Raw genomic sequence first — 22,736 nt, forward strand, 5'->3', positions numbered from 1 at the left:
CGGCGACCGCGGCCGACGGCCGGTGTACCGGCCTTTTGAACCGACAGCGTGCCGCCGTCCACAACCCCCACGGGACGACGAGGTGAGCACATGAAGTTCGTGCATACATCGGAACATGGTGGCCACCGCCACGGACCGCACGGGGCGGACGTCATTGCCATCGCCCGCCCCACACCCACGCCGCCCCTCGGCCGGCCACCGCCAAGAGCCGGCGTCCGCACACCCGAAGATCACGGACAGAGGCCCGGCGCCGATCTCCGACCACAAGAAAAATGATCGGCCGGTAGCTCCGTGCGTCAGCCGACGTCGGTTGCAGGCGTAAAGCCTGGCCTGCACAGGTCTTCAAGGTCGGAGCCCCCGTCACCCCACACCAGAGTGCGGGACTCCCAGTCCAGCTCTACATGGTCCAGCCCTTGGTGACGGAGCATCCAGTCGTAGTTCTTCAGTGCGATCTCGGCCTCTTCGGTCATGGTGCGAGGCTACGTAGTGACCAGGACCGGAAGCCGTATCCCTGACCCAGGACACACCGAGATCCGATGACGTCGAGCGCCTGCGTGAACGTTCGATCGTGAGCTTCCCGTTCGGGCGATCCGGAACGATCAAGACCTCGATCTCCGGGTCATGCCCTCTTCTCGTGGTGCAGCCGATCAGTCATCCGTCGCGTCGGTGGTAATGGGGGCGAGAGAGAGTGATGTCGGGGCGCTTGTCGAGTTCGCCGCAGATCCGGGAGACCTCGCTCCTGGAGATCCAGGTGTCCGCGCCGAGGGCCTCGACCGGGTTGTCAACCGCTCAGGTGGATACGCCGTGCACGTAGGCGTCCACGATGACGGCATACAGAGCCTGGTCGATGCGGCACCGCCGCTCCAGCAGGCCGGGGGAGGAGCTGCCGGTACGCAGTGTGAGGACAGCCAGGTCGAGGTCACAGGCCTGGATGGTCGGCGTCCTGCCGTGGTGCCCGTTGGGGTGGGCGACGCGGACCTCGGTGTGCTTGTTCCCCTCCGCGCCGATCCGGGCCGCGACCCCGGACTCGATCGGCTTCTGCGGCATCCGTTCGGCCACACTCCTCACGAGTTCGAGTCCGTCCGCCGAACGGAGCGACTTCAGCAGGCGGAGCAAGCCGGACCGGGGCAGGGCCACCGTGCCCCTCCTGCGTTGAACTACCCGCTCACCACGGAGAGTCGCATGGCGGCCTCCTCATACCCACAGAGCAGAAGCCTCTCGCGGGTGTGCGTTCCGGGGAGCAAATCCGCGCACACCTCGACCTTGACCGGCTGCACCCCCACAGCGGGATGCCATCGGTGCAGAGGCAGAGGCAGAGGCAGAGGCAGAGGCAGAGGTAGAGCGGACGGTGGGCCCGCCGGTGTCGCAGTGATGGAGGAAGCGGTCGAGGGCCGCGACGGTGAGGATTTCGTCGTCGGAGGCCCGTCTCCCGGCGCTGTCGCCTCCTGACTGTGGAGGGAGTGCCCGACAGCCGGCGCGGGTGGCCGCCTTTCGGAGGCGAACGCCGTACGAGGCGAACTGCTGGACTGTTTTCGACGGCGGCACGGCGCAGTTTTCCTGTCCGTGCTCACCGGCGTGGTGCATCCGCCCAGCGAGCGGATCGCAGGAACAGACTCGCGCCTGTTCGTGAACCGGTGCGAGGTGTGAGCACCGACGCGAACGCCCTCGGCTTCTCCCCGGAGGCCGTCGACGGCCCCTCGTCCGCGGGTTCACCCGCGGACCAGGCGCCTCAGGGCCCACCGGGCGGGGACGGCGTATGCCGCGAGGGCGACGGCCGGTCCCTCGGCCCGCAGTGTCGTGGCCGAGCCGGCCGCCCGGGGGAACACCTCATGACGCAGTCGCATGTGTACCGGTCCGAGCCGGACCCGCCAGGTCCACTGCCGTCGTTCCTCGTCGACGCACTCCACGACGAACCTCGCGGTGGCACCGAACAGCGAGACCACCTCGCCCCGCATGCCTGGTGCGATCCGCTCACCGGCCACGCGCACCGCCCTGATCTGCGGCGACCACGCCGGCCAGCAGGCGGGTGAGACGTAACGCGACCAGACGTCCTCGGCGGGGGCCGGTCCCGCGGCCCGCAAGGTCATGACGGCCATCGGGTCGGCACCCGGTCAGCCGACCTGGCCGTGGACGAACTCGTTGAGGGCCTTGCCCGGCCGCAGGCCCGCCCCGCCGTCCTCCTGGTGGAAACTGCCGAAACCGGTGAGGGTGACGGTCTTCCCCGCCCTGAGCGCCTCGGCGATCGCACCCGCCCGGTCGATGGTGCCGAACAGGGCATCGACGACCCGGCCGACCTGTTCCAAGGACAGATCACCACCGTCCGCCGCCTTGTGTGTGACCGCCTCGACCAGCCCGGACCTGTCCATACGACGCACCCGCTCCTCGACGATGAAATCCCGCGAAGCGGCAACCCGTCCGACCGGTCGGCCGCCGCTGTCCGACACCACCATCGTGACACCGTCACAGCGGCCCCGCACGCAGCGGCGCTCGACCGTACGCTGCCCGTGTGCACAGTGTGGAACTGCTGCCCGACCCCGCGACCGAGCGGGCCGTCCGAGACGTATGGCGCCGCCTCGAGGACGCGGGCCTGCCCAGCCTCGCCACCCACCACCACCCGACCAACCGCCCCCACCTGACCCTCGCCACGGCCGACCACCTTCCACCCCGGACACACGCCCACCTGGAACACTCCTTCGCGAAGACCCTTCCCCTCCCGCTGCGGCTCGACGGACCCCTACGGTTCTCCGGCCGGACGAGGGTGCTGGCCTGGGCGGTCCGACCCGACGAAGCGCTGTTGCGCCTGCACGAAACGGTGTGGCGGACGCTGCGCGACGCGCCGGGGAGCGGAAGCATGAACCCTCTCCTCGACCCTGTGCACTGGGTCCCGCACATCACCCTCAGCCGCGGTCGCGGCACCGTTCGGGCCGAGCCGCCCGACGAGCTGTTCCCCAGCACGTCCGACGCACTGCCCGGCATTCTGACAGGGTGCTGGACCTCCGCCCGGCACTACGACTCGGGCCCCCGCACCATCGAACGCCTGGGTCCCTGATGCCCCCGCGCCCGACGGCCCCGGGCTGCATACGCCGACGGCCCAGGCCGCATCCGCGAACACCACCGCGCAGACGCTCACCGGTCGCCCGCCACGAGCCGGCAGACCGCACAGGAGGCCCGAGCCACCGACGGCGGCATGACCGCCGTCCGTCTCCGACCCCGGAGCCCGCCGCGAGTCCATGTCGCCGCTTCCGCCCGGGGCCCGCCGCCCGGCCCGAGCCCGACGGCAGCCGGGCCGTCCTTCTGGGCGTGGTCGAACGTGGGCCGGGCGCCGCGGTGAAGCCGGACCGGGGCGGAGCCGGGCGTGCGGCGAGGACCGGGCAGGCCCGGACCAGGGTCGGGGCCGCGCGAAACGGGTTCGAAGCCGCTGTGCCGACCCCCGGGAGTGATCGGCGAGGCGGCGTCCCGGACGTGATCACCCCGGTGCTCCGGCATGCCGTCGGGTCGGTCAGAACGCGTACCTGATCCGCAGCCACGGGGCGTGGGCCGCGATCAGTTCCCGCAGGCGGGTGAGGGCGTCGCGCTTGACCTCGCGGGCGTAGCGGACGTTGCGGGCATTGTTCGACGAACTTGGTCGCGAACGACGCCTTCGCGGTGGGCAGTCGGCGGAACGCGGCGATGAGGTCGGCCGTGTTGTCGCACACCAGGGCGTCGACGGAACAGTCGCCGTTCTCGCCGATGTCGTACATCCAGGCCTGGAAGGCGCACTGGTCGGGCTCCCGCTTGGGCCCCTGCGCCTGTACGTGGCGCCGGACGTGGGTGACGATCGCCTCGATGTTGGTGAACAGGGTGATCGGGTTGGCGTAGCCCTTCCGGCGGGGCACGTAGCAGTAGGCGCAGGCCATCGCGCAGCCGTTGGAGGCGCCGGGGGCGATCCAGTCGGCCGATGTCAGGGCGTCAGCTCACCCCATTCCACTGAACAGCCGGGGCTGGCGACAGCCCGGGCGAACGGGTCGGAGGGGAGATCGTGATTCTCACGGCTCGCCTCGGAGTCAGGAACTACTGTCGCGAGCATGGCCGAACACGATGTCCTCAGTTCCACCCGTGAGGCTTACGACGCTGTTGCTCCCACGTATGCGCAGTTGTTCCGCGACACACTGCGTGACAGCCCCCTGGACCGCGCGATCTTGGGTGTCTTCGCCGAGGCGGTAAGCGCGAGTGGGGACGGTCAGGTAGCGGACCTGGGATGTGGGCCCGGCCATGTCACCGCCCACCTTGACGAGTTGGGGCTGGCGGCGTTTGGTGTCGACGTCTCTCCCGCGATGATCGAGCTGGCCCGACAGGCCTATCCGGGCCTGCGGTTCGACGTGGGCTCGATGGCCGCGTTGAACATCGCTGACGGCTTGCTGGGCGGCGCGCTCTCACGTTGGTCCATCATTCACACTCCGCCGCAGGAACTCCCCGCCATCCTGGCGGAGTTGCACCGCGTGCTGGCACCTGGCGGTCACCTTCTGATCGGCTTTTCGGCAAGCGATGATCCGTCTCATCCGACGCAGGTCTTCGATCACACAGTCGCCCCGGCCTATCGGTGGTGGCCTGATCACCTCGCCGCGATGCTGCGCAGATCCGGGTTGACCGAGGTGGCCCGGATGGTTCGCGAGCCTCAGCCCACCGACCGACGGCAGTTCCAGGAGATTCAACTGCTCGCCCGTAAAGACTGACAAGCGCGTGCATGGCCGGCGGTGACATGTCGCGACCATGACCGTCGGTCATGGTTCGTGAGGTGGGGAACCGGGCATGTGCAACGATCACCCGAAGCCGGCGGGACACAGGGATGACGTCCGATGTGATCGCCGAACTCATCGCTGAGATCGGCCTGTTGGCGCTTGAGCGACACCGGGGCTGGGCACATCCCGGATCTTGTGTGGGTATCCCCGGCTTCAGCCGGGGAGGGAAACGCATTCTCGGGCCGGAGGCGCGCAGCGCCGGAGTCCGCTGCGTCTCTGCGGTGACGGTCAGGCAGGCCGCTTCTGGCCCTCGATGTACTGACGGACGATGCTGATCGGTGCACCGCCGCACGACCCGGCGAAGCAGGACCGGGACCAGGAGAGGGAGCCCAGCCCGATGTGGTTGATCCGTCCGGTGTATTCGGCCCGCAGGTACCGGGAGCTGACGCCCTTGAGGCTGTTGATCAGCTTCGACAGGGTGGTCTTCGGCGGGTAGTGCACCAGCAGGTGGACGTGATCACGTTCGCCGTTGAACTCCCGCAGCTCTGTCTCGAAGCCGGCGCACACCTCCCGCATGATCTCCTCGCACCGCTTGAGCATGGCGTCACCGAAGACGTCCTTGCGGTATTTGGTGACAAACACCAAGTGTGCGTGCAGGTGGCAGGAGACGTGGCGTCCGGTGCGTACATGAGGGTCTGTTTCCCGGCGCGGTGACATACGCCAAGGGTAGTGTGATCACGCGAGCCGACCTGGAAAGGGGGCGGGCCGGTTGATCCGTGCGTACAAGTTCCTCCTGCGGCCCACCGCGGGCCAGGGCGCCGCGCTCGGCGAGATGCTGCGGGATCACTGCTCCCTCTACAACGGGGCCCTGCAGGAACGCCGTGACGCCTACCGGCACCCGCCGAAGACCAGCGTCAAGTACGGCGACCAGTCGGCGCAGCTCAAGGAGATCCGGGCGTTCGACCCCGGGCGGCAGGGCCGCTGGTCCTTCAGCTCGCAGCAGGCCACCTTGCGCCGTCTGGACAAGGCGTTCGCCGCGTTCTTCCGTCGGGTCAGGTCCGGTGACACGCCCGGCTATCCGCGTTTTCGTGGGGTGAACCGGTTCGACACCGTGGACTTCCCCAAGGACGGGGACGGCTGCCGCTGGGACTCCACCCCGCACGACCCGGTCACCCGGGTCCGCCTGCAGGGCGTCGGCCACGTCAGGGTCAACCAGCACCGGCCGGTGGCCGGCAAGGCCAAGACGGTGTCGGTCAAGCGTGAGGGCAAGCGCTGGTACGTGATCCTGACCGCCGAGCAGGCACCGCCCGAGCCGCTGCCCGCGATCGGCAGCGTGGCCGGCATCGACATGGGGATTGCGAACTTTCTCGCCGACTCCAACGGCGGCTTTGTGGACAACCCGCGCCACGGACGCAAGGCCGCCACCAGGCTCGAAGCCGCACAACAAGCCCTCGCCAGATTCCCGCGTGTGCGCCGGGACAAGCGCACCGCCAACCACCAGCGGGCCGTGAACAAGGTGGCCGGCCTGCACCGCAAGGTGCGCCGTCAGCGGCTCGACCACGCACACAAGACCGCCTTGGACCTGGTCCGCGAACACGATCTCATCGCGCACGAGGACCTCAGGATCCGCAACATGGTCAGGGCCCCCGCGCCCAGGCCGGACCCCGGCCGGCCGGGCGGCTTTCTGCCCAACGGGGCCGCCGCGAAGGCCGGACTCAACCACTCGATCTCGGATGCCGGCTGGGGGGTGTTCCTGACGATCCTGCACGCCAAGGCTGAAAGCGCCGGACGTGAAGTGATCGCCGTGGACCCCCGCAACACCTCCCGGACCTGCCCCCAGTGCGGGCACGTCTCAGCGGAGAACCGGCCCACCCAGGAGAAGTTTCACTGCGTCTCGTGCGGCCACCACGCGCACGCGGACACGGTGGGCGCACTCAACGTTCTACGGGCCGGGCTGGTCCGTCGCGACGCCAACCCGGCATAGCGAGAAGCCTCCACCTTCAGGACTCCGTTGGGAAATCCGCATAGCGGCGATAACGAGTCGTCCGGGCTGCGATGCTCGGTCTGTTCGTCGATCGAGGGTGGGGCTGGATGTCGTTGGAGTCGTGGGCGGATCGCGGGGTGCCGGAGCTGACCGCGCGGGTGGTGCGGGCTTCGTTCCCGAAGGGGACGTTGGCGGTCCGCATCCGTGAGGCGCTTGGTCCGCTGTTCGAGGACGAGTCCTTTGCGAAGGCGTTTCCCTCGCGGGGGCGGCCGGCGGTCTCGCCCGGGGCGCTGGCGTTGGTGTCGGTGCTGCAGTACGCCGAGAAGCTCACCGACCGGCAGGCCGCTGACCAGGTCCGGGCCCGGATGGACTGGAAGTTCCTCCTTGGCCTGGAGCTGGACGACCCGGGGTTCGATTTCTCGGTGCTCAGCGGCTTCCGCGCCCGGCTGGCGGAGCACGGTATGGAGGAGAAGGTCCTGGACCTGGTCCTGGAACGGATCTCCGCGCTCGGGCTCCTGCGCGCGGGCGGACGGCAGCGGACCGACTCCACGCATGTGCTGGCCACGGTACGGACGCTGAACCGGATGGAGTTTGTCGGCGAGACCCTGCGCGCGGCCCTGGAGGCCCTGGCGGCAGCAGCGCCACAGTGGCTGTCCTCGCTGGTCAACGCCGATTGGGTCAAGCGCTACGGTGCGCGGGTCGACTCCTACCGCTTCCCCAAGGGTGACAACGTCCGCCAGGAGTGGGCCGAGCAGGTCGGCCGGGACGGCTTCACCGTCCTGGGGGCGGTCTTCGCACCCGACGTGCCGGGCTGGCTGCGGGAGGTCCCGGCCGTCCAGGTCCTGCGCCGGGCCTGGGTGGAGCAGTACCACCGCGACGGCGAGGGGGTGCGCCGGCGGGAGGGCAAGGATCTCCCGCCGGGCAGAGAACGCCTGTCCTCGCCCTACGACACCGACGCCCGCTACGGGACCAAGTGCGGCTCGGGCTGGTGCGGCTACAGGACCCACCTGAGCGAGACCTGCGATCCGGGCACCCCGCATCTGATCACCCACGTGGCCACCACCGACGCGACGGTCACGGACACCGAAATGACCGAGGCTGTCCACCAGGGCCTGGCCGCACGGGAGTTACTGCCAGGCGAGCACGCGGTGGACGCCGGCTACGTCACCGCCGCCCACATCGTCACCGCCCGCGACGAGCACGGGATCGACCTGCTCGGCCCCGTCGGAGCGGACACGGTCCATGAGCGCCACGAGGGCGAGCACATCCCCCAGAGCGCCTTCGCCGTCGACTGGGACGCGAGGAAGGTCACCTGCCCGCAGGGAGCGGTCAGCATCAGCTGGTCCGACCAGCGCAAAGCCAGCGGTACCCCGATCACCCGGGTGCACTTCGCGCTCCAGGACTGCAATCCATGCCCGGCCCGAGCCCAGTGCACCAAGGCCGCGAACGGCAAATACGGCCGCAGCCTGACACTTCTGCCCCGCAAGCAGCAGCAGATCCTGGAACAGCGACGCATCGATCAGCAGACCGAGGAATGGAAGGTCCGCTACGACGTCCGGGCAGGCGTCGAGGGCACCATCTCGCAAGCGGTACGAAGCACCGGTATCCGCCGCACCCGCTACACCGGGCTGCCCAAGACCCACCTCGGTAACGTACTTGCCGCCACCGCGATCAACCTCATCCGCCTCGACACCTGGCTCAACGGCACACCCCTCGGCCAGACCCGCACCTCACACCTGGCCGCACTCGACCTGGCAGCCTGGCCCCAGCCGCTATGCGGATTTCCCAACGGAGTCCTGAAGGTGGTGGAGGAGTCACAACCTCATGCTTGAAGACGTCAGATGCCACGGGTATTCACTGTGAGGAGGCGACGGTGCTCAGCAGAGGCACGCATGTGCTCGCAGGCGCCTTGATCGTGACCTGCATGGTGCTCATCGGCCCCAGTGCACCGAGCGGTGCCCCCTTCGCCGGGTCACTGCCCGTCGAAGCAGTCAAGGATGTCGTACCGAACCGGGTCATGACGTGGAACATCTGCAACCCCTGTGAGGGAAACAACGTTGACCGGGCGGCGGAGATCGCCACGTATGCGCCCCAGGTCGTCGGTCTGCAAGAAGCGTGCGTGCGTGACGTCGAGAGGATCCGGGACCATCTGGAGAACCTCTACGGGTTGGTTTACCACATCGAGTACGGAACGGTTCTCCGGAACTGGGGCCGTTGCGGCGGAGTGCCGTGGAGTCCGGGGGCCTTCGGCCAGGCGGTTCTCTCGGCAGCACCGATGACGGACCCCGTCAACGTGGAATACCCCGACGGCGGATCCGAAGACCGTGGGTACATGGCAGTCACCACCACTGTGGGCGGCCGGCCCGTCCGGGTCTTCAACACGCACCTTGCGCAACGACGTCAAGAGGAAGTCCGAGCGGACCAGACCGGCGTCCTCGCCGCAGACGTCGCCCGCCACGACCGCGCGATCGTTCTCGGCGACTTCAACGCCGTACCGAACGCCCCCGAACTCACCGGGATATGGGCCCTGGCCGCGGATACGGACCCCCAGTGCCGTTCCTCACCCGCCGGTGAGTGCAAGCCGACCACCGACTGGCACAGCAAGTTCGACTACATCTTCCTGCGAGGCATCGTCCCGCTCGAGCACCGTGTGCATCCGACCCCGCACTCGGACCACCACCTGCTGCACACCGACCTGGACACAACTTCAGGTGGGGATCCCGGCCGGCTCGGCCGGTGATCCCGAGAGCCGACGGTCCACTCCGCCTGGCCCGGACCTTCGTGGCTCGCCCAGCGCCATCACCGCCCGGCCGGAGGCTCCCGCAAAAGATCCGGGGCCGTGCCGGACGCCCGGTTGCCCAGCATGCCGGGACCGCACATCGTTATCACCGAGCTGCGCAAGAACGTGACCGACGGTGGCGACGGCGCCCGCCTCGCCCTTCGCACGGCACCGGCTCCGCTCATACGCCCGGGGCCGTGCAGGCGACGGGGCGCCGAGCGCATGGGCGAGCGGCGCAGGTACTGCTCTGCCGTGTCGCTTCCGCTGGGAGCAGGAGGCGGCCTCGGCCCTCCGTCGCTTCCTGGCGGTCGGCGATGGGCTCGCGAACCGTAACCGTGGCTCCGCACACGTCGCAGAACTCTGCCGAAGGCCGAACTCCCGGTACCCAGGCCCTTCAACCCACCCAATGGGGTCCGCCTTCAAGTAGATCTTGCCCAGAGCAGGAATGATGCGAGTGGGACAACCGCTTCGTAGGGGGTGGTGGTTCTTTCGTGCAGGGGGGCGACGACGGACGCGAGCAGCCGGTCGGCCCGGGGGCGGGGGTGGGAGCGTGGCCGAGCGGGCAGAATCGTCCGTGTGGAAGCGCACCAACCACCGGAGAAGACCCCCGACGGACACTTCGTCGTCATCAAGGGACGGAAATGGCGGGCGACCGATCCGTCCGTCCCCGAAGAGATCGCCGCCCGTCTCCGACGTCACCTCATGTCCGCCCGCCGCGAGGTGCGCTCCGCGACGACCGCGGGTGACCCGAAGGCCGAGCGGACGGCGCGCGCACGCGTGAACCGGGCAAAGGTCGCGTTGGGGGAACGCGGCACCCCGTGGTGGGACCAACCCGGGGACGAGCGCCGCCGACGTTGGGAACGAGGGCTTGCCCACCTCGACGCGGACGCGCAGAACTGAGGCCTTCGTACGACAGAGGCCGACGCGGAGGACACCACTCACCGACCTTCAAAGCGTGGTGCCGGAGGGCCGGCGGCCCATGATCCCTGCGGTATGCCGAGTGCATGGGGTACGCGCAGGGCGGCGGGCCGGCATGCGGCCGACGACAAGAAGAAAACGCGAAACGTCCACGTTCTGGCGCGTCCTGCACCGGGTGCGCTGAGCGGCGTTCTGGCGGGTTTCTCCGTACGCGCCGTCGCAGAGTCGCTCCCGGCCCGAGTACGCCCGCGACCCGGCCCGGACCAGGTGATCGGAAGTATGGCGATCGACCGCGTACCCGCCGCCGTGAAGCCGGTGGCGCCCGGTGTCTCTCTCACGGGATGCCGGGCGGTGGAATGTGTCGCTAGATGGAGGGAGGGCTTCGTACCGTCCGAACGACGAACAAATGTGCAGGGAAAGGTGGGGACACGGCATGCAGAAGCGCAATCTGCGGGACCTCCAGGTATCGGCCATCGGCCTGGGGTGTATGGGCATGTCCGCCTTCTACGGATCCGCCGATCGGGAGGAGGGGATCGCGACCGTCCGGCGTGCCCTCGACCTCGGGGTGAACTTCCTCGACACCGCACAGATGTATGGGCCGCTCACCAACGAGTCGCTCGTCGGTGAGGCGATCAGAGGGCGTCGCGACGAGTACGTGATCGCGACGAAGTTCAACTACCGGATGGACAACGCCGTGCCCGGCGACATCAGCACGGTCGGCCCGCAGGATGGCTCGGCCGAGCACGTCCGGAGTTCGGTCCACGGTTCCCTGAAGCGTCTGGGGACCGACCGCATCGACTTGTACTACCAGCACCGGGTCGATCCGAACGTACCCGTCGAGGAGACGGCCGGCGCGCTGGGCGAGCTGGTCGCCGAGGGAAAGGTGCGGTACATCGGCCTGAGTGAGGCGAGTGCGGAGACCATCCGGCGTGCCCACGCCGTGCACCCGATAACTGCGGTGCAGAGCGAGTACTCGCTCTGGTCACGGGATGTGGAGGCCGAGGTGCTGCCCGCCTGCAGGGAGCTGGGCATCGGCTTCGTGCCGTACTCGCCACTCGGCCGCGGTTTTCTCGCCGGGCGGTTCACCTCGCCGGACGAGCTGGACGCGAACGACTGGCGCCGCGAGAACCCGCGTTTTCAGGACGCCAATCTGGAGGCGAACCTCCGGCTGGCGGCAAAGGTGAAGGAGATCGCCGCCGAGAAGGAGGTGACCCCGGCCCAGTTGGCCATCGCCTGGGTGCTGGCCCGGGGCGAGGCCCTGGTGCCGATTCCGGGCACCAAGCGCCGCACCTATCTGGAACAGAACGCCGCCGCGGTCGACATCGCGCTGACCGAGGACGACCTGGCCCGCATCGATGCCGAGCTGCCCGAGGCTGCGGGTGAGCGGTACGACGAGGCAGGGATGCGAGCCGTCAATCGCTAGGGGCTGTTCCAGGTTCGGATCACTGGTTTCCGGATTCGCCGGTGTGCGGGAGGCCGGGCCTGGTGGTTGTCGGGGGCGGCGCGTGGTGATCTCTCGGATGCCGAGTGGGAGTCGGCCGAGCCGTTCTTGCCGGTGGGTGAGCGCGGTCCGATCCCTGACCCGCGGCGGCAGCTCAACGGCGCGATGCGGCGGTTCAGACCCAAAGGCCCGTGGCGTGACGTGCCGGAGGAAGCGTCAGGTGCTGAAGCCGCCGTCGGCCGTGATGGTGGCTCCGGTGATGAAAGCGGCGCCGGGACTGGCCAGGTACGTGACGAGACCGGCGATCTCGGACGCGGTTCCGTAGCGGCCCAGGGGAGTGGCCGGGAGCATCGTGGCGGCCGCCGGGCCGCCGGGCCATCGGCCGGATTGAGGTCGGTGTCGACGGCGCCGGGTCGGATGATGTTGACGGTGGTTACCCGTGGAGCCAGTTCCCGGGCGAGTGAGCGGGTGAGGCCCGCCAGAGCTGCCTTGGTCGTGACGTATCCGATCATGCCGCCCAAGAGGGCGCGGTCGGCGAAGACGCTACCGGTGGTGATGACACGTCCTCCTGGGAGCATGTGTTTGGCCGCTTCCTGGATGGCTGCGAACGTGCCACGGACGTTCACCTGGTACATCCGGGGTGAAGCCCCAAGCCAGTGAGCATGATCTTGCGGCGTACGTTCTGCGCGGTGGGCGGTCGGCGAGAGGCATTTGCGTGGCTGGCCACATAAGAGTGGCACGCGTTAAGTGGCCAGCCAAGTATTGCCTTGAGGGCCGCTGCCGCCATCTGGGTGCAGGCGCACGAAGTCCCCCTGGGTGGCCCTTGTGGCCGGCACCGCTGATCATGAGAGCCGGGGTGGCGGGCTTTCTCGCCTCGCGAGCCGCCGAGACGCGTGAGCCGGTCGTGCGGGGAGGGTGTCGGTGACGCCCGTCTCGGAGGAGCGGTGGCGTCCTGGCTCGGACTCGCTCCGCCGGTGTCGAGGCGGTCCCACGGTCCGGACCCTCTCTGCCAAAACAGGTCGGGTCGGGCGTACTGCGTGATTCTTTGAGTCGAGGGCGGAGAAGGAGTAGTGCCCGGGTGGCCAGGGGGCATGGAACCGTGCGGTTGCCGTGCCCCTGTGCGGGCAGAACACCTGCGCTTCTCGGCCTTGGTGCTGAGGCCGTTACCGCCGCCGTCGCCGGTTTGCGGGCGGGTGTGGTGGGAGGCTCCCCTGGAGTGTGGGCACGGGGCCGGCTGCCCAAGGACCGTCAGTCGTTTCATCGGAGTCGAGCAGGTCCTCGCCGTAAAGATCGTGCAGCCAGTTGGATTGGTAAATGGTGTCGAGATAGCGCTCGCCGAGATCCGGGGCGATGGCCACCGCGGTGAGTTCACGCGTGTCATGGTCGTGCAGCCAACGCATCGCGCCGCTGACGACCGTGCCGGTGGAGCCGCCGAAGAGGAATCCGCGTTTGGCCAGGCGATGGCACGCGCGGATGGTGTCCGTCTCCTCGACGCGTATCACCTCGTCCACGTAGGACTCGTCGAGTAGCGGTGGAGGCATGCTCATGCCGAGCCCGGGTATCATGCGGCGGCCAGGCGTACCACCGAAGGTCACCGAACCGACGCTGTCCACCGCGACGATCCGTACAGGCCGGTGCCATTGGCGGAAGTAGCGTGCGCAGCCCATCAGAGTTCCGGTGGTGCCGGCGCCGACGAACAGTACGTCCAGGTGCGGGAAGTGCTGGGCGATCTCCGGCGCCGTCTTGCGGTAGTGCGCCTTCCAGTTGTTCGGATTGGTGTACTGACTGAGCCACACGTACCGGTCATCGGAATCGCACAGCGCACGGACGTAGTCGATCCGCGCGCCCAGGAAGCCGCTTTTCGCGTCCAAGCCGGCGATGGTGTGCACCCGGCTGCCCAGTGCCTCCATCAGGAGTCTGGTCGACAGGTTGCAGCGGGAGTCCGTCACGCACAGAAACCGGTAGCCCTTGCTCGCCGCGATCATGCTCAGCGCTACGCCGAGGTTGCCGGACGAGGACTCGACCAGGATCGAATCCGGCTTGAGGTCTCCGTCTCGCTCGGCGGTCTCCACCATCTCGGTTGCGGCCTTCAGCTTGATCGAGCCGGCGAAGTTGAAGCCCTCACACTTCAGGAACAGGGAGTGCCCGAAGATGGGCTCGAGGTCGACATAGAGCTGGGACTCGTTGAAGGCGTAGGGAACGGATATGACGGGCACGACGGCCTCCTCCTCATCTGCGGCAGGGCACTCTCGGACGGTTATCCGTAGCGGCGCAGTTCGTGGAAGAAGTCGTCGACGACGTGCAGTTTTCCTGAGCGGGCCGTTTCGTCGTAGACGTACTTGCCGACCGCGAGGTCGAGCACCCCGAGGCCGAAGGGTGAAAACACCACAGGTCGGCCCGTCGGCACTGTCACCCGCCCGGCCATCACGTCGTCCAACGTGCCCTGCAGGAAGTCCCGGTTGCCCGTGAGCTGCTCGGCCAGATGCGGCGAGGTGTCAGCCTTCAGACAGTGCTCGACGTCGTCCACGATGTTGGTCGAGGCGAGAACGATCTCCGGCGCGAGGTCGCGCAGGGACACGTGCAGAACCACGGGATTGTGCGAGAACCACGTAGGGTCGCTGACGTGCGGCTCACTGGCGACGGTGGCGAAGACCACCAGGTCGCTGCCACGGATCAGCTCCTCGGCGCTGTGGTGCACCACGATCCGGCCGGTGGTGCCCGACTGCTCGAGGTAGCGGCGGAACCCTGCCGCGCTGTCGGCGGACAGGTCGTGTACGCCTGTCTCGTCGAACGACCAGCCGTTGCCGGCCAGGAACGTGTGGATGTAGCGGGCGATCAGGCCCGTCCCGAAGAACCCGACGCGCGTGGGCCGTGGCCGGTCCCGGCTGAGCCGATCCGCGGCCAACACCGCGGACGCGGCCGTCCTGGTGGCGCTGATGATGGAACTCTCCAGACAGGCGAACGGGTAACCGGTCTCCTGGTCGTTGAGGATCAGCACGGCGGACGCCCTCGGGATGCCGGCTTGAACGTTCTCCGGGAAACTGGAGATCCACTTTACGCCGTCCACCCGTACGTGCCCGCCGATCGAGGCCGGCAGCGCGATGATCCGGGAGGTCGGGCGGTCGGGGAAACGCAGGAAGTACGACGGTGGGTTCACCGAGTCACCGGCGCCGTGCAGCCGGTAGATGGACTCGGCCAACTCGACGATCTGCTTCTCGCGCCCCTCCAACACCTGCTGGACCTGGGCACCGGAGATCACCGCGAAGGGTCGCACGGTGTGCGGTTCACTTGTTGCGGACGCCGTCACGGTGGTGGGGACGCTGGTCATCGGGCGGTCACCTCGAAGGTCGGCGAGCAGTCGGACAGTCGCACCGGGTCGGCCATCGCGACGAGCACGTCGCGCGGTCCCTCGAAGGGCTCCCGGCTGTGCGCGGTGCGTAGGTTGTCGACGATCATCAGATCGCCGGGCTGCCACGGCTCGCGTGCGGTGTTGGCCTCGTAGATCTTGTTGAGCAGTTGCACCACGTCCTCGCCGATCGGGTCGCCGCTTCCGAAACGGGTGTTGAACGGCAGTCCGTCGGCGCCGTAGACCTCGACGAGGTACTCACGGACCTCGGGGGCCAGTGTCCACTCGTTGAGGAACGCGACCTGATTGAACCAGCAGCGCAGCCCGTTGACCGGATGACGTATCACGGCGTTGCGGCGCTGCCTGGTGCGCAGGGCCCCGTCGGGTTGCCATGCGAACTCGATCGCGTTGGCTCGGCAATAATTCTCGACAGCGCCCCGCTCATCGGTGCCGAACGCCTCGATGAGGGACGACCCGATCTCGTCGTTGTAGCTTCGGGTGAGCAGCCAACCCTCCCGCTCGAACCGCTCGGTCAACGCGGCGGGCAGTTCCTCGAGCACGGTCGCCGCGTCGGCCACTCCGGTCGCCCCGCCCTGGTGGGGCGCAGTGAGGCAGACGAACAGCATCAGGCCGGGGACCTCGAGCGCGTAGCTCTGTTCATGATGCATGCACATCGGCTGGCTCGGCGGCCACTGCGCCGAGGAGTACACACCGTCGGCATAGATCCGCCGGGGTGCGAAGGCCTCCCTCTCGGCCATCAGCCTGGTGCTCAGCTGCTCGAAGACGGCACTGGCCCCGGCCACATCGCGCAGCCCGAGGCCGCGGATCAGGACGCAGCCATGCTCGGCGACGACGGCGCGCAGCGCCTCTCGGTGCTCGGCTGTCCAGCGCGTCGCGTCGCTGGTGATCTCGGCCCGCACTATCGGAGGTCGGCCAGATCGGATTTCGACCTCGTCGAGCAGCGGCGCCGGGTATATGGAGGACATCCTGTTTTCCTTTCAGTGTGCAGCTGTGTGTGCCGCTCAGGAAGCAGGCGGTGGTTCGGCGGTGCGCAGCACGGCCTGCGCTGTCTCGGACGGACGGCTGCGCAGGAAGTAGTGGCCACCCTCGGCGAGTTCCTGCAGGTCGACGTGGACCGAAAGGAACTCCCAGTCGCGGTGGCGTCGAGGGTGATCAGCTGTGATCGGATCGTCGGTGGCGACGACCACGGTGACCGGCACGGACAACTTCACCGCCGGGGGAGTGTCCAGGAGATCTGCGAAATAGCGGTGTGCGGACACGCAGTCGTGCCGGTAGGCCGCACCGATGTGCTCGGCGCGCTGCGCATCCAGCTCATGGAGCTCGGCGTAGCCGCTGTCCGCACTCAGCTTCGCGGCGATCTCGGCGTCGCTCAACCCGGTCAGCTCAGTGACGGCGTCGCGCCGGTCAGCGGCGTTGCCGAGCAACTGCGCGCCGATGAAGACCCGTTGGACTCCCACCCCGCGATCTTCCAGCTGCCTGGCCGTCTCCACGGCGAAAGCCGCTCCCGACGAGTGCCCCCACAACAGGACTCCACGCAGGCCACATTCGGTGATCTCGGCGACGACCTGAGCAACCACATCTGCCATCGACGCGAAAAGCTCGCTCTCGGCGGCCACGTCATGGCCGGGCAGCTCAACGGCGTAGACCGCGATCCCACTGCCCTGCAGCGCCTTGGCCATCGGCTGGTAGTTCACCGCGTTGCCGCCGGCGTAGGGGAAGCACACCAGGGCACCGGTCGGCGCACCGGCCGGTTCGCACAGCGACTGAAGCAGCCCGGAACGCCGATCGGCCCTGCCGTCGACCAGCGCGGCCAGATCGGCGAGGACCGGATGCCGGGTCACGTCCTTGAGCGACACCGCGCGGTCCATGGCGATCACCAGTTGTACAGCTGACAGCGATGTGCCGCCTCGGTCGAAGAAATGGGCCCGTCCATCGATCTGATCCCGCGGGATGCCGAGCACCTCGGCCCAAGCGGCCGCCAGCCGCTGCTCGGTCGGCGTCCCCGGCACGTGGGTGCCCTTTTCGTCGTCTTCGACGACGTCCGGTTCCTCCACGAGTGCTGCCAGTGCCCTCTTGTCGGTCTTGCCGTTGGCGGTCAGCGGCAGCCTCTCCCGCCAGTGGAAGGCCGACGGCACCATGTACTCCGGCAGCGACTCACCCAGCCGGTTCCGCAGGTCCTCGACGGGAAGCGACGTCGGACCGGAGCAGAAGGCCACAAGGTGCTTGCTCCGGTCGGGCCGCTCGACGACCACCACCGCCCCGTCTCGGACGCCGGGGACCTGCAGCAGGGTGTTCTCGATCTCGCCGATCTCGATCCTGAAGCCACGGATCTTGACCTGGGTGTCGCGACGTCCGAGGAACTCCAGCTTGCCCTCGGGCAGCCAACGGCCGCGGTCGCCACTGCGGTAGAGCCGGGCTCCCTCGCGGTGCGGATCGGGCATGAAGGCCTGCTTGGTGCGGTCGGGGTCGTTGACGTATCCACGGCCGACGCAGACACCGGAGAAGACGATCTCGCCGGGGGCGCCGAGCGGCACCGGCGACAGGTGCTCGTCGACGACGTAGACGTGCACATTGCTGACGGGGGGACCGAGTGGGACCCGTTCGCGGTCCGGTACCCGGTCCAGGACCTCGTGGTTGGTGTCGTCGCAGGTCTCGGTCAAGCCGTAGGCGTTGACCAGCTTGATGCCGGGCTCGGCCGCGAACCAGCGCTGCGTGAGCTCCTTCTTCAACGCCTCACCGGTGACAGACACGCACCGCAGGCCGGGCAGCTCGCGCGGGTGCTGCTCCAGATACGTCAGGACGACTTCGAGGTACGACGGCACGACCTGGAGCACGGCGGCCCGACCGCGGGCGATCCTGTCGACGAACCGCTGGACGTCCAGGACCACCTCCTGCTCGACCAGCAGGGTCTGCCCGCCCACCAGGAGGGCGGACAACAGTTGCCACAGCGAAATGTCGAAGCACTGCGGGGCGGTCTGGGCGACGACCTGTCCCTCGCCGACGTCGAGTTCCAGGTCCTCGATCTTGGCGTAGAGGTGGTTGAGCATGCCCGCGTGTTCGCACATCGCGCCCTTGGGCTCTCCGGTAGAGCCGGAGGTGAAGTAGATGTAGGCGAGTTGGTCCGGTGTGACGGTGATGCCCAGGTCGTCGTCGCGACCGCCCTCGTCGTAGGCCGTGCCGATGAAGAGCTTCCGGACTCCTGGTAGCGAGTCCAGGGCCTGGTCGAGCGATTCGGTGCTTCCGGGTTCGGTGAGCACGAGCCCGCACTCGGCGCGGGAGAGCATGGCCGCGATGCGATCGGCCGGGAAGCGCGGCTCAGCGGGCAGGTACACGCCTCCGGCCTTGAAGACCGCGAGGACGGCGGCCATCCAGTCCAGGTTTCTCTCGGTCACCACCGCGACGACACCTTCGCGTCGCAGCCCTCGCGCCAACAGGGCTCGTGCCAGCTGATTGGCACGAGCGTTGAGCTCCTGGTAGGTCCACTCCCGGTCGCCGTGCACGGCCGCGACGGAATTCGGGTGCAGCCTCACCCGCTGTTCGAACAGTTCGTGCATCCGGGCGTCCGGCAGGGTACGGCGCGGTCCGGACAGTCCTTCGAGCTGGAACCGGAGTTCCTCGTCGGAAAGCAGACTCTGCCGTGCGTGCTCGGTATCCGGATCCGCTGCGATGAGCGCGAGCGCGGTGAGGTGGTACCCGGTGATCCTGGCGGCGTAGTCCGCGTCGAGTACGTCGGTCCGGTACCGCAATCGCAGCGTGGGCCGGCCGTTGGGCTCCGAGAGCGCCATCCACAGCACGGTGTCTCCGGCGAGATCGTCGGTGACGCCCGTCGCGCAGGGACCGAAGGCCGGATTCGGATCGAGGACGGTCTCGACCGATGGTTCGGTGAGGTCCAACTCGTGCCTGAGTTCGTCGACCGGAAAGTCCTTGTGCGACAGCAGTTCCGACGCGACGCGATGGGTGTCGACCAGGAGCGCCCGCCATGATGTCGGTGCGGTCGTCAGCCGGCAGGGCAACGGTCGGCCGCCCTCCTCTGCGACGTAGCCGGTCGTGACCTCGTGCTCGCCTGACAGCGCGGCGAGTACCTTGGCGTGCGCGGCCAGCATCACGGAGTCGAGAGGCATCGTGAGATCCTTCGCCAACCGGCGCAAGGCGTTCATGACGTCGTCCGAGATCGTGGCCTCGTGCTCGGCAACGCCCGTCATCGGACGGAGTGTCCACCGAGGGATCGTGGTGGATCCGCCGGTGACGAGCACACTGCGCCAGAATTCCTGGTCCGCCACTCGCGTTGCCATCGATCAGTCCCTCTCCACTCGCCGTGGCCACCCTGTCTGTCGCCGCCGACCAGACCGGCTCCTCTGTCGTCGTTGGTGTCGGCAGACCGGGCTGTCCGGCCGGTCTGCCGGCCTGACCAAGGTGGTCCTGTGCTACCCCTGCCGCGCCGGTGCCGGCGGCTGACCGGGGGCATCGCTCATCTCTGTGGCTGGGTTGCCACCCCACCGCGCGTTCTGCGGGACTTCCTCGCCCTTCATGAGAAAGGAGTCGGGTGCAAGTACTGAGCCGTCACCCATCGTCACTCCGTAGTGGACGTGGGAGCCGACACCGAGGGTGCATCCGTCTCCTATCGTGCTGCGGTCGGACTTGAAGGTGCCGTCCTCCTGAGAGTGGCATTGGATCTTGCTCCCCGCATTGAGAGTGCAGTCGTTCCCGATGGTGGTGAGCATCCGCTCCGTCAGATAGCAGCCATCGTCAAAGATCCTGCTGCCCAGCCGAACACCCAGGAGCCGCCAGATCACGTTCTTGAAGGGGGTGCCGTTGAAGATGTTGAGGTATTCGTCAGGAACCTTCCACAGACGCTCGTGCCACCAGAAATACGGGTCGTAGATGGAGCACACCTGCGGTCGCAGCCCGCGGAAAGCCACGATGGCACGCTCCACCAGTACGAAATAGAGGGGGGCGAATGCCAGAGTGACCACCAGGAATGCCGCGATCGCCACATATCCGAAGGATCCGTACAGTTCGACATCTGCGAGGGCGAGTACCGTGACGACGAAGAGGAAAAACCACCGTACGAGTAGGAAGAGGACCATCGACCGGATATTGAAGCGGTTCTTGGCAGCGAGGTTGCGGTGCAACTCGGCCCCGGCCCGCATGTGGTCGAACCGCAGGTCGCGCTCCACCGACCGGGGAATCTCGAAGCACGGCGAGCCGAGCAGACCCACTCCCTCGCGTACCTCGCCATCGAGTGGAACCATCACCTTCGTTGCGAGGAGACAGTTGTCGCCCGTCTTCGCTCCAGACGGATACGCGATGTTGTTCCCGAGGAAATTGTGCCGCCCGATCGACGCATGGGACACCCGGAAAGACGTGCTCGAAAAGTCGGCATTGACGATCGAAAGGCCGTCAGCGATCATTGTGCTGCTGCCGACAGAGCACAGATACGGGGTCTCGTGCTGTACTTCCGTGCCGAAGTTGGATCCGGTTTGCTCCACCTGGGACAGGTCGTACCCAAGGCCACGCAGATAGTGGACGATGTAGGAGCTGTCGCCGAAGAGCCAGGTGAAGAACTTCACGTTGGTGATGCGTGCGATCGCCCGGTGCATTGAGTAATGAAAGCCGTACAGTGGATATACCTTGCCCGGCTTGACGAACAAATTCAACAGGCGCGGCACGGTGAACAGAACGAAGATGCCCACAACGACGAAGCTGAAGAATAGAATGCAGGAAACGATCAGCGCGTCGACATAGAGCTCAGACGACACGAGCCCTGCCCCGCCCTGTTCCAGCCGGCCGTTGAGCGACGGGACTTCTGTCAACAGTATGTACAGGCCCCCGACGGCCAACGGCACGGAGAGAAAGAACAGCTGACCCACTGTGGCGAGGCCGAAGCCGACCCGCCGCAAAGTGCCGCACCTGGCCGGCGGGATCCGCACATAGTCGAGCTCAGTGCGCTGAGCCGGAGATCCGTGCCACCGCTGGTCGCCGGGGACCGCCTGGTGGCTGTGCAGTGATGACGCATGACCGAGCTGCGCTCCGTCGCCCATCGACGTGGCAATGTCGAGCACGGTCTTCTCACCGATGAAAACGTTCCGGCCAAGAGTGACCGGGCCCGTCTGAATACGGCCGGCGTGCGCCCGGTAGCAAAGGAAGAACGACTCCTTGCGGATCACTGTACCGGCGCCGATCGTGAGCAGGTCGGTGCAGACCGGAACGTTGCGCGAGAGGATCGTGACATCTGTGCCGATGCGTGCGCCGAGTGCCCGTAGATAGAGCACATAAAGGGGATTGCCGACGAAGAGGACCATTGGGTTGGCGTGGAGTAGCACCTTGACGGTCCAGAAGCGCAGATAAGTCAGACCCCAGACCGGGAACGCGCGCTCTTTCCACCGGCCGATAAGGATCCATTTGGCCACGATCGGGAAAGTGCACATGCCGAGGAATCCGGCACCGCCGAAGATGACCGATCGCAGGTAGATGTCCGTCACATTCGAGCCGGCGGATATCCAAGCATAACCATGTGCGGCGAGAATTGCAGCGAGGAAAGAATATCCTAGGAAAAGCAGGAACTGTAGCGTTCCGCAGAGGATGTACTGCAGCGTACCGATTGGAGTCACGGCCTCCGAGGATGCTGGGTCCGGCGGGCTGACGGGGGCGGCTGTGACAGCGATACCGGTTCCGGCATCGGTGAGCGCCGCCGCCAGGCTGCGGATCGTCCGGTAGCGGTAGATGTCCTTTATCGACACTGACGGCAGATCCGCCCGCTTCCTGACGCGTGCACAGAATTGCGCCATCACCAATGAATTAGCGCCGAGGTCATCGAAGAAATTACTGTCGACCGGCACCTGCTCGATGTGCAGGACGCCGGCGAGTATCTCGGCGAGATCCCTTTCCGCGTCTGTCGACAGGCTGTTTTCTTTCGATGGGCTGTGCGTCCTGTGCTTGGTTGCTCCAGATTCATCCGGCAAGGTCGTCAGGGACTCCGCAGACTTCTTCAGCATGCAAGCTCCTTGAGTACTCACGGAACCATCACGTTCTGGCCTCTGTTGTCCACCGGCGGGGCCCATCGACTCGATCGCGGTGGCGCGACACGAGGAGTCGTCGATGCCGGAGGGCTCGGTTGCCACGGCCTCGATGCCGGGTATGCAGAGCAGGTTCGTGTTACTGAGACAGAACTTGTGGTGTCGTTTCTCTACTCGGCCCGGATTGACCGAATGGGTTCCCGAGATGCCGTTCGTCATTCTGTGGGTCTCGAGGCGATGACCGAGATCGCCCGGATTGAGAAGCGACGCCCCAAACATGCGGCGGTAAGTGGTGAGGACCCCCATCGGATTCGGGCCCTGGTCTTGTGCAACGTTGAGGTGGGGGCGGGGAACGCCCGACTCCTCGAACGGCTGTGGCATTCCGGAGGGGGCGTGACGGAAATTTCGATCCCCTCCGGCCCCGGACGGCCGGCAAATGCGCGGGAAACGCACGGCGAGGTGCTTCTCGACTACCGCCTGCGCATCAACGGGGAGGCAGGCTGTGGCGGAATG

At 67.4% G+C, this 22,736-nt stretch carries 17 protein-coding genes and 3 pseudogenes; 7 read left to right on the forward strand and 13 right to left on the reverse strand.

Features of this window, described 5'->3' with window-relative positions; all coding sequences use genetic code 11:
• Positions 1-296: 296 nt before the first annotated feature.
• From V4Y04_RS36740 to V4Y04_RS36755, 4 genes and pseudogenes are all read right to left on the reverse strand, one after another.
• Entirely contained in the window at positions 297-470 is a 174-nt protein-coding gene (locus V4Y04_RS36740; RefSeq protein ID WP_332432594.1) for a hypothetical protein, read from the reverse strand.
• A gap of 235 nt (positions 471-705) precedes the next feature.
• Positions 706-1,137: pseudogene (locus V4Y04_RS36745) on the reverse strand (transposase); the annotation flags it as partial.
• Between the two features lie 572 nt (positions 1,138-1,709).
• Complete coding sequence (locus V4Y04_RS36750; RefSeq protein WP_443080151.1) at positions 1,710-2,096, reverse strand: SRPBCC family protein; 387 nt, start codon at positions 2,094-2,096, stop codon at positions 1,710-1,712.
• A 15-nt stretch (positions 2,097-2,111) separates the two neighbouring features.
• The gene (locus V4Y04_RS36755; protein ID WP_332432596.1) at positions 2,112-2,366 is read right to left on the reverse strand and encodes an HU family DNA-binding protein; all 255 of its coding nucleotides are present in this window, start codon (positions 2,364-2,366) and stop codon (positions 2,112-2,114) included.
• Positions 2,367-2,506: 140 nt separating this feature from the next.
• On the opposite strand from V4Y04_RS36755, the gene V4Y04_RS36760 reads away from it, so the two are divergent.
• Positions 2,507-3,049 carry a 2'-5' RNA ligase family protein gene (locus V4Y04_RS36760; RefSeq protein WP_332432597.1) on the forward strand — a complete coding sequence of 181 codons (543 nt, stop codon included), beginning with the start codon at positions 2,507-2,509 and terminating at the stop codon, positions 3,047-3,049.
• Positions 3,050-3,569: 520 nt separating this feature from the next.
• On the opposite strand, the pseudogene V4Y04_RS36765 reads toward V4Y04_RS36760, so the two are convergent.
• Positions 3,570-3,938: pseudogene (locus V4Y04_RS36765) on the reverse strand (spore photoproduct lyase family protein); the annotation flags it as partial.
• A gap of 126 nt (positions 3,939-4,064) precedes the next feature.
• Between V4Y04_RS36765 and V4Y04_RS36770 the strand changes: the two are divergent.
• Complete coding sequence (locus tag V4Y04_RS36770) at positions 4,065-4,712, forward strand: class I SAM-dependent methyltransferase (RefSeq protein ID WP_332432598.1); 648 nt, start codon at positions 4,065-4,067, stop codon at positions 4,710-4,712.
• Positions 4,713-5,006: 294 nt separating this feature from the next.
• Here the strand turns inward: V4Y04_RS36770 and tnpA are convergent, their stop codons facing one another.
• The gene (gene tnpA, locus V4Y04_RS36775; protein ID WP_332432599.1) at positions 5,007-5,435 is read right to left on the reverse strand and encodes an IS200/IS605 family transposase; all 429 of its coding nucleotides are present in this window, start codon (positions 5,433-5,435) and stop codon (positions 5,007-5,009) included.
• 52 nt (positions 5,436-5,487) lie between these two features.
• Here tnpA and V4Y04_RS36780 point away from each other — a divergent pair, with 52 nt between their 5' ends.
• The 5 genes from V4Y04_RS36780 (at position 5,488) to V4Y04_RS36800 (ending at position 11,822) form a co-directional block, all read left to right on the forward strand.
• On the forward strand, positions 5,488-6,702 hold the full coding sequence (locus V4Y04_RS36780; RefSeq protein WP_332432600.1) for an RNA-guided endonuclease InsQ/TnpB family protein: 1,215 nt from the start codon (positions 5,488-5,490) through the stop codon (positions 6,700-6,702).
• Between the two features lie 107 nt (positions 6,703-6,809).
• The gene (locus V4Y04_RS36785; RefSeq protein WP_332432601.1) at positions 6,810-8,534 is read left to right on the forward strand and encodes an IS1182 family transposase; all 1,725 of its coding nucleotides are present in this window, start codon (positions 6,810-6,812) and stop codon (positions 8,532-8,534) included.
• Complete coding sequence (locus tag V4Y04_RS36790; RefSeq protein ID WP_332432602.1) at positions 8,531-9,442, forward strand: endonuclease/exonuclease/phosphatase family protein; 912 nt, start codon at positions 8,531-8,533, stop codon at positions 9,440-9,442. The genes V4Y04_RS36785 and V4Y04_RS36790 overlap by 4 nt, the downstream gene beginning before the upstream one ends.
• 615 nt (positions 9,443-10,057) lie before the next feature.
• Positions 10,058-10,381: a hypothetical protein gene (locus tag V4Y04_RS36795; protein WP_332432603.1), complete on the forward strand. Its 324-nt coding sequence runs from the start codon at positions 10,058-10,060 to the stop codon at positions 10,379-10,381.
• 451 nt (positions 10,382-10,832) lie between these two features.
• Positions 10,833-11,822 carry an aldo/keto reductase gene (locus V4Y04_RS36800; RefSeq protein WP_332432604.1) on the forward strand — a complete coding sequence of 330 codons (990 nt, stop codon included), beginning with the start codon at positions 10,833-10,835 and terminating at the stop codon, positions 11,820-11,822.
• A gap of 234 nt (positions 11,823-12,056) precedes the next feature.
• Here the strand turns inward: V4Y04_RS36800 and V4Y04_RS36805 are convergent, their stop codons facing one another.
• The 7 genes and pseudogenes from V4Y04_RS36805 to V4Y04_RS36830 form a co-directional block, all read right to left on the reverse strand.
• Positions 12,057-12,191 carry an SDR family oxidoreductase gene (locus V4Y04_RS36805; protein ID WP_332432605.1) on the reverse strand — a complete coding sequence of 45 codons (135 nt, stop codon included), beginning with the start codon at positions 12,189-12,191 and terminating at the stop codon, positions 12,057-12,059.
• A gap of 44 nt (positions 12,192-12,235) precedes the next feature.
• A pseudogene (locus V4Y04_RS37985) lies at positions 12,236-12,475 on the reverse strand (SDR family oxidoreductase); the annotation flags it as partial.
• 528 nt (positions 12,476-13,003) lie between these two features.
• Positions 13,004-14,056 (reverse strand): 2,3-diaminopropionate biosynthesis protein SbnA, encoded by a 1,053-nt coding sequence (sbnA, locus tag V4Y04_RS36810; protein ID WP_332432606.1) that lies wholly within the window; start codon positions 14,054-14,056, stop codon positions 13,004-13,006.
• A 41-nt stretch (positions 14,057-14,097) separates the two neighbouring features.
• Entirely contained in the window at positions 14,098-15,168 is a 1,071-nt protein-coding gene (gene sbnB, locus V4Y04_RS36815) for a 2,3-diaminopropionate biosynthesis protein SbnB (RefSeq protein WP_332432607.1), read from the reverse strand.
• On the reverse strand, positions 15,165-16,172 hold the full coding sequence (locus V4Y04_RS36820; protein WP_332432608.1) for a TauD/TfdA family dioxygenase: 1,008 nt from the start codon (positions 16,170-16,172) through the stop codon (positions 15,165-15,167). Before V4Y04_RS36820 ends, sbnB begins: the two co-directional genes overlap by 4 nt.
• Positions 16,173-16,208: 36 nt before the next feature.
• Complete coding sequence (locus tag V4Y04_RS36825; protein WP_332432609.1) at positions 16,209-19,499, reverse strand: non-ribosomal peptide synthetase; 3,291 nt, start codon at positions 19,497-19,499, stop codon at positions 16,209-16,211.
• A 132-nt stretch (positions 19,500-19,631) separates the two neighbouring features.
• Positions 19,632-22,202, reverse strand: coding sequence for a Pls/PosA family non-ribosomal peptide synthetase (locus V4Y04_RS36830; RefSeq protein WP_332432610.1), 2,571 nt, complete (start codon positions 22,200-22,202; stop codon positions 19,632-19,634).
• Positions 22,203-22,736 lie beyond the last annotated feature (534 nt).

It is taken from the genome of Streptomyces sp. P9-A2 (assembly GCF_036634175.1).
In the GTDB taxonomy this organism is placed as follows: Bacteria; Actinomycetota; Actinomycetes; order Streptomycetales; family Streptomycetaceae; genus Streptomyces; species Streptomyces pratens.

Coding starts and splice junctions, on each gene's coding strand:
- V4Y04_RS36740 (WP_332432594.1), bottom strand. CDS start 470: ATGACCGAAGAGGCCGAGATCGCACTGAAGAACTACGACTGGATGCTC.
- V4Y04_RS36750 (WP_443080151.1), bottom strand. CDS start 2,096: ATGGCCGTCATGACCTTGCGGGCCGCGGGACCGGCCCCCGCCGAGGAC.
- V4Y04_RS36755 (WP_332432596.1), bottom strand. CDS start 2,366: ATGGACAGGTCCGGGCTGGTCGAGGCGGTCACACACAAGGCGGCGGAC.
- V4Y04_RS36770 (WP_332432598.1), top strand. CDS start 4,065: ATGGCCGAACACGATGTCCTCAGTTCCACCCGTGAGGCTTACGACGCT.
- tnpA (WP_332432599.1), bottom strand. CDS start 5,435: ATGTCACCGCGCCGGGAAACAGACCCTCATGTACGCACCGGACGCCAC.
- V4Y04_RS36785 (WP_332432601.1), top strand. CDS start 6,810: ATGTCGTTGGAGTCGTGGGCGGATCGCGGGGTGCCGGAGCTGACCGCG.
- V4Y04_RS36800 (WP_332432604.1), top strand. CDS start 10,833: ATGCAGAAGCGCAATCTGCGGGACCTCCAGGTATCGGCCATCGGCCTG.
- V4Y04_RS36805 (WP_332432605.1), bottom strand. CDS start 12,191: ATGCTCCCGGCCACTCCCCTGGGCCGCTACGGAACCGCGTCCGAGATC.
- sbnB (WP_332432607.1), bottom strand. CDS start 15,168: ATGACCAGCGTCCCCACCACCGTGACGGCGTCCGCAACAAGTGAACCG.
- V4Y04_RS36820 (WP_332432608.1), bottom strand. CDS start 16,172: ATGTCCTCCATATACCCGGCGCCGCTGCTCGACGAGGTCGAAATCCGA.
- V4Y04_RS36825 (WP_332432609.1), bottom strand. CDS start 19,499: ATGGCAACGCGAGTGGCGGACCAGGAATTCTGGCGCAGTGTGCTCGTC.
- V4Y04_RS36830 (WP_332432610.1), bottom strand. CDS start 22,202: ATGCTGAAGAAGTCTGCGGAGTCCCTGACGACCTTGCCGGATGAATCT.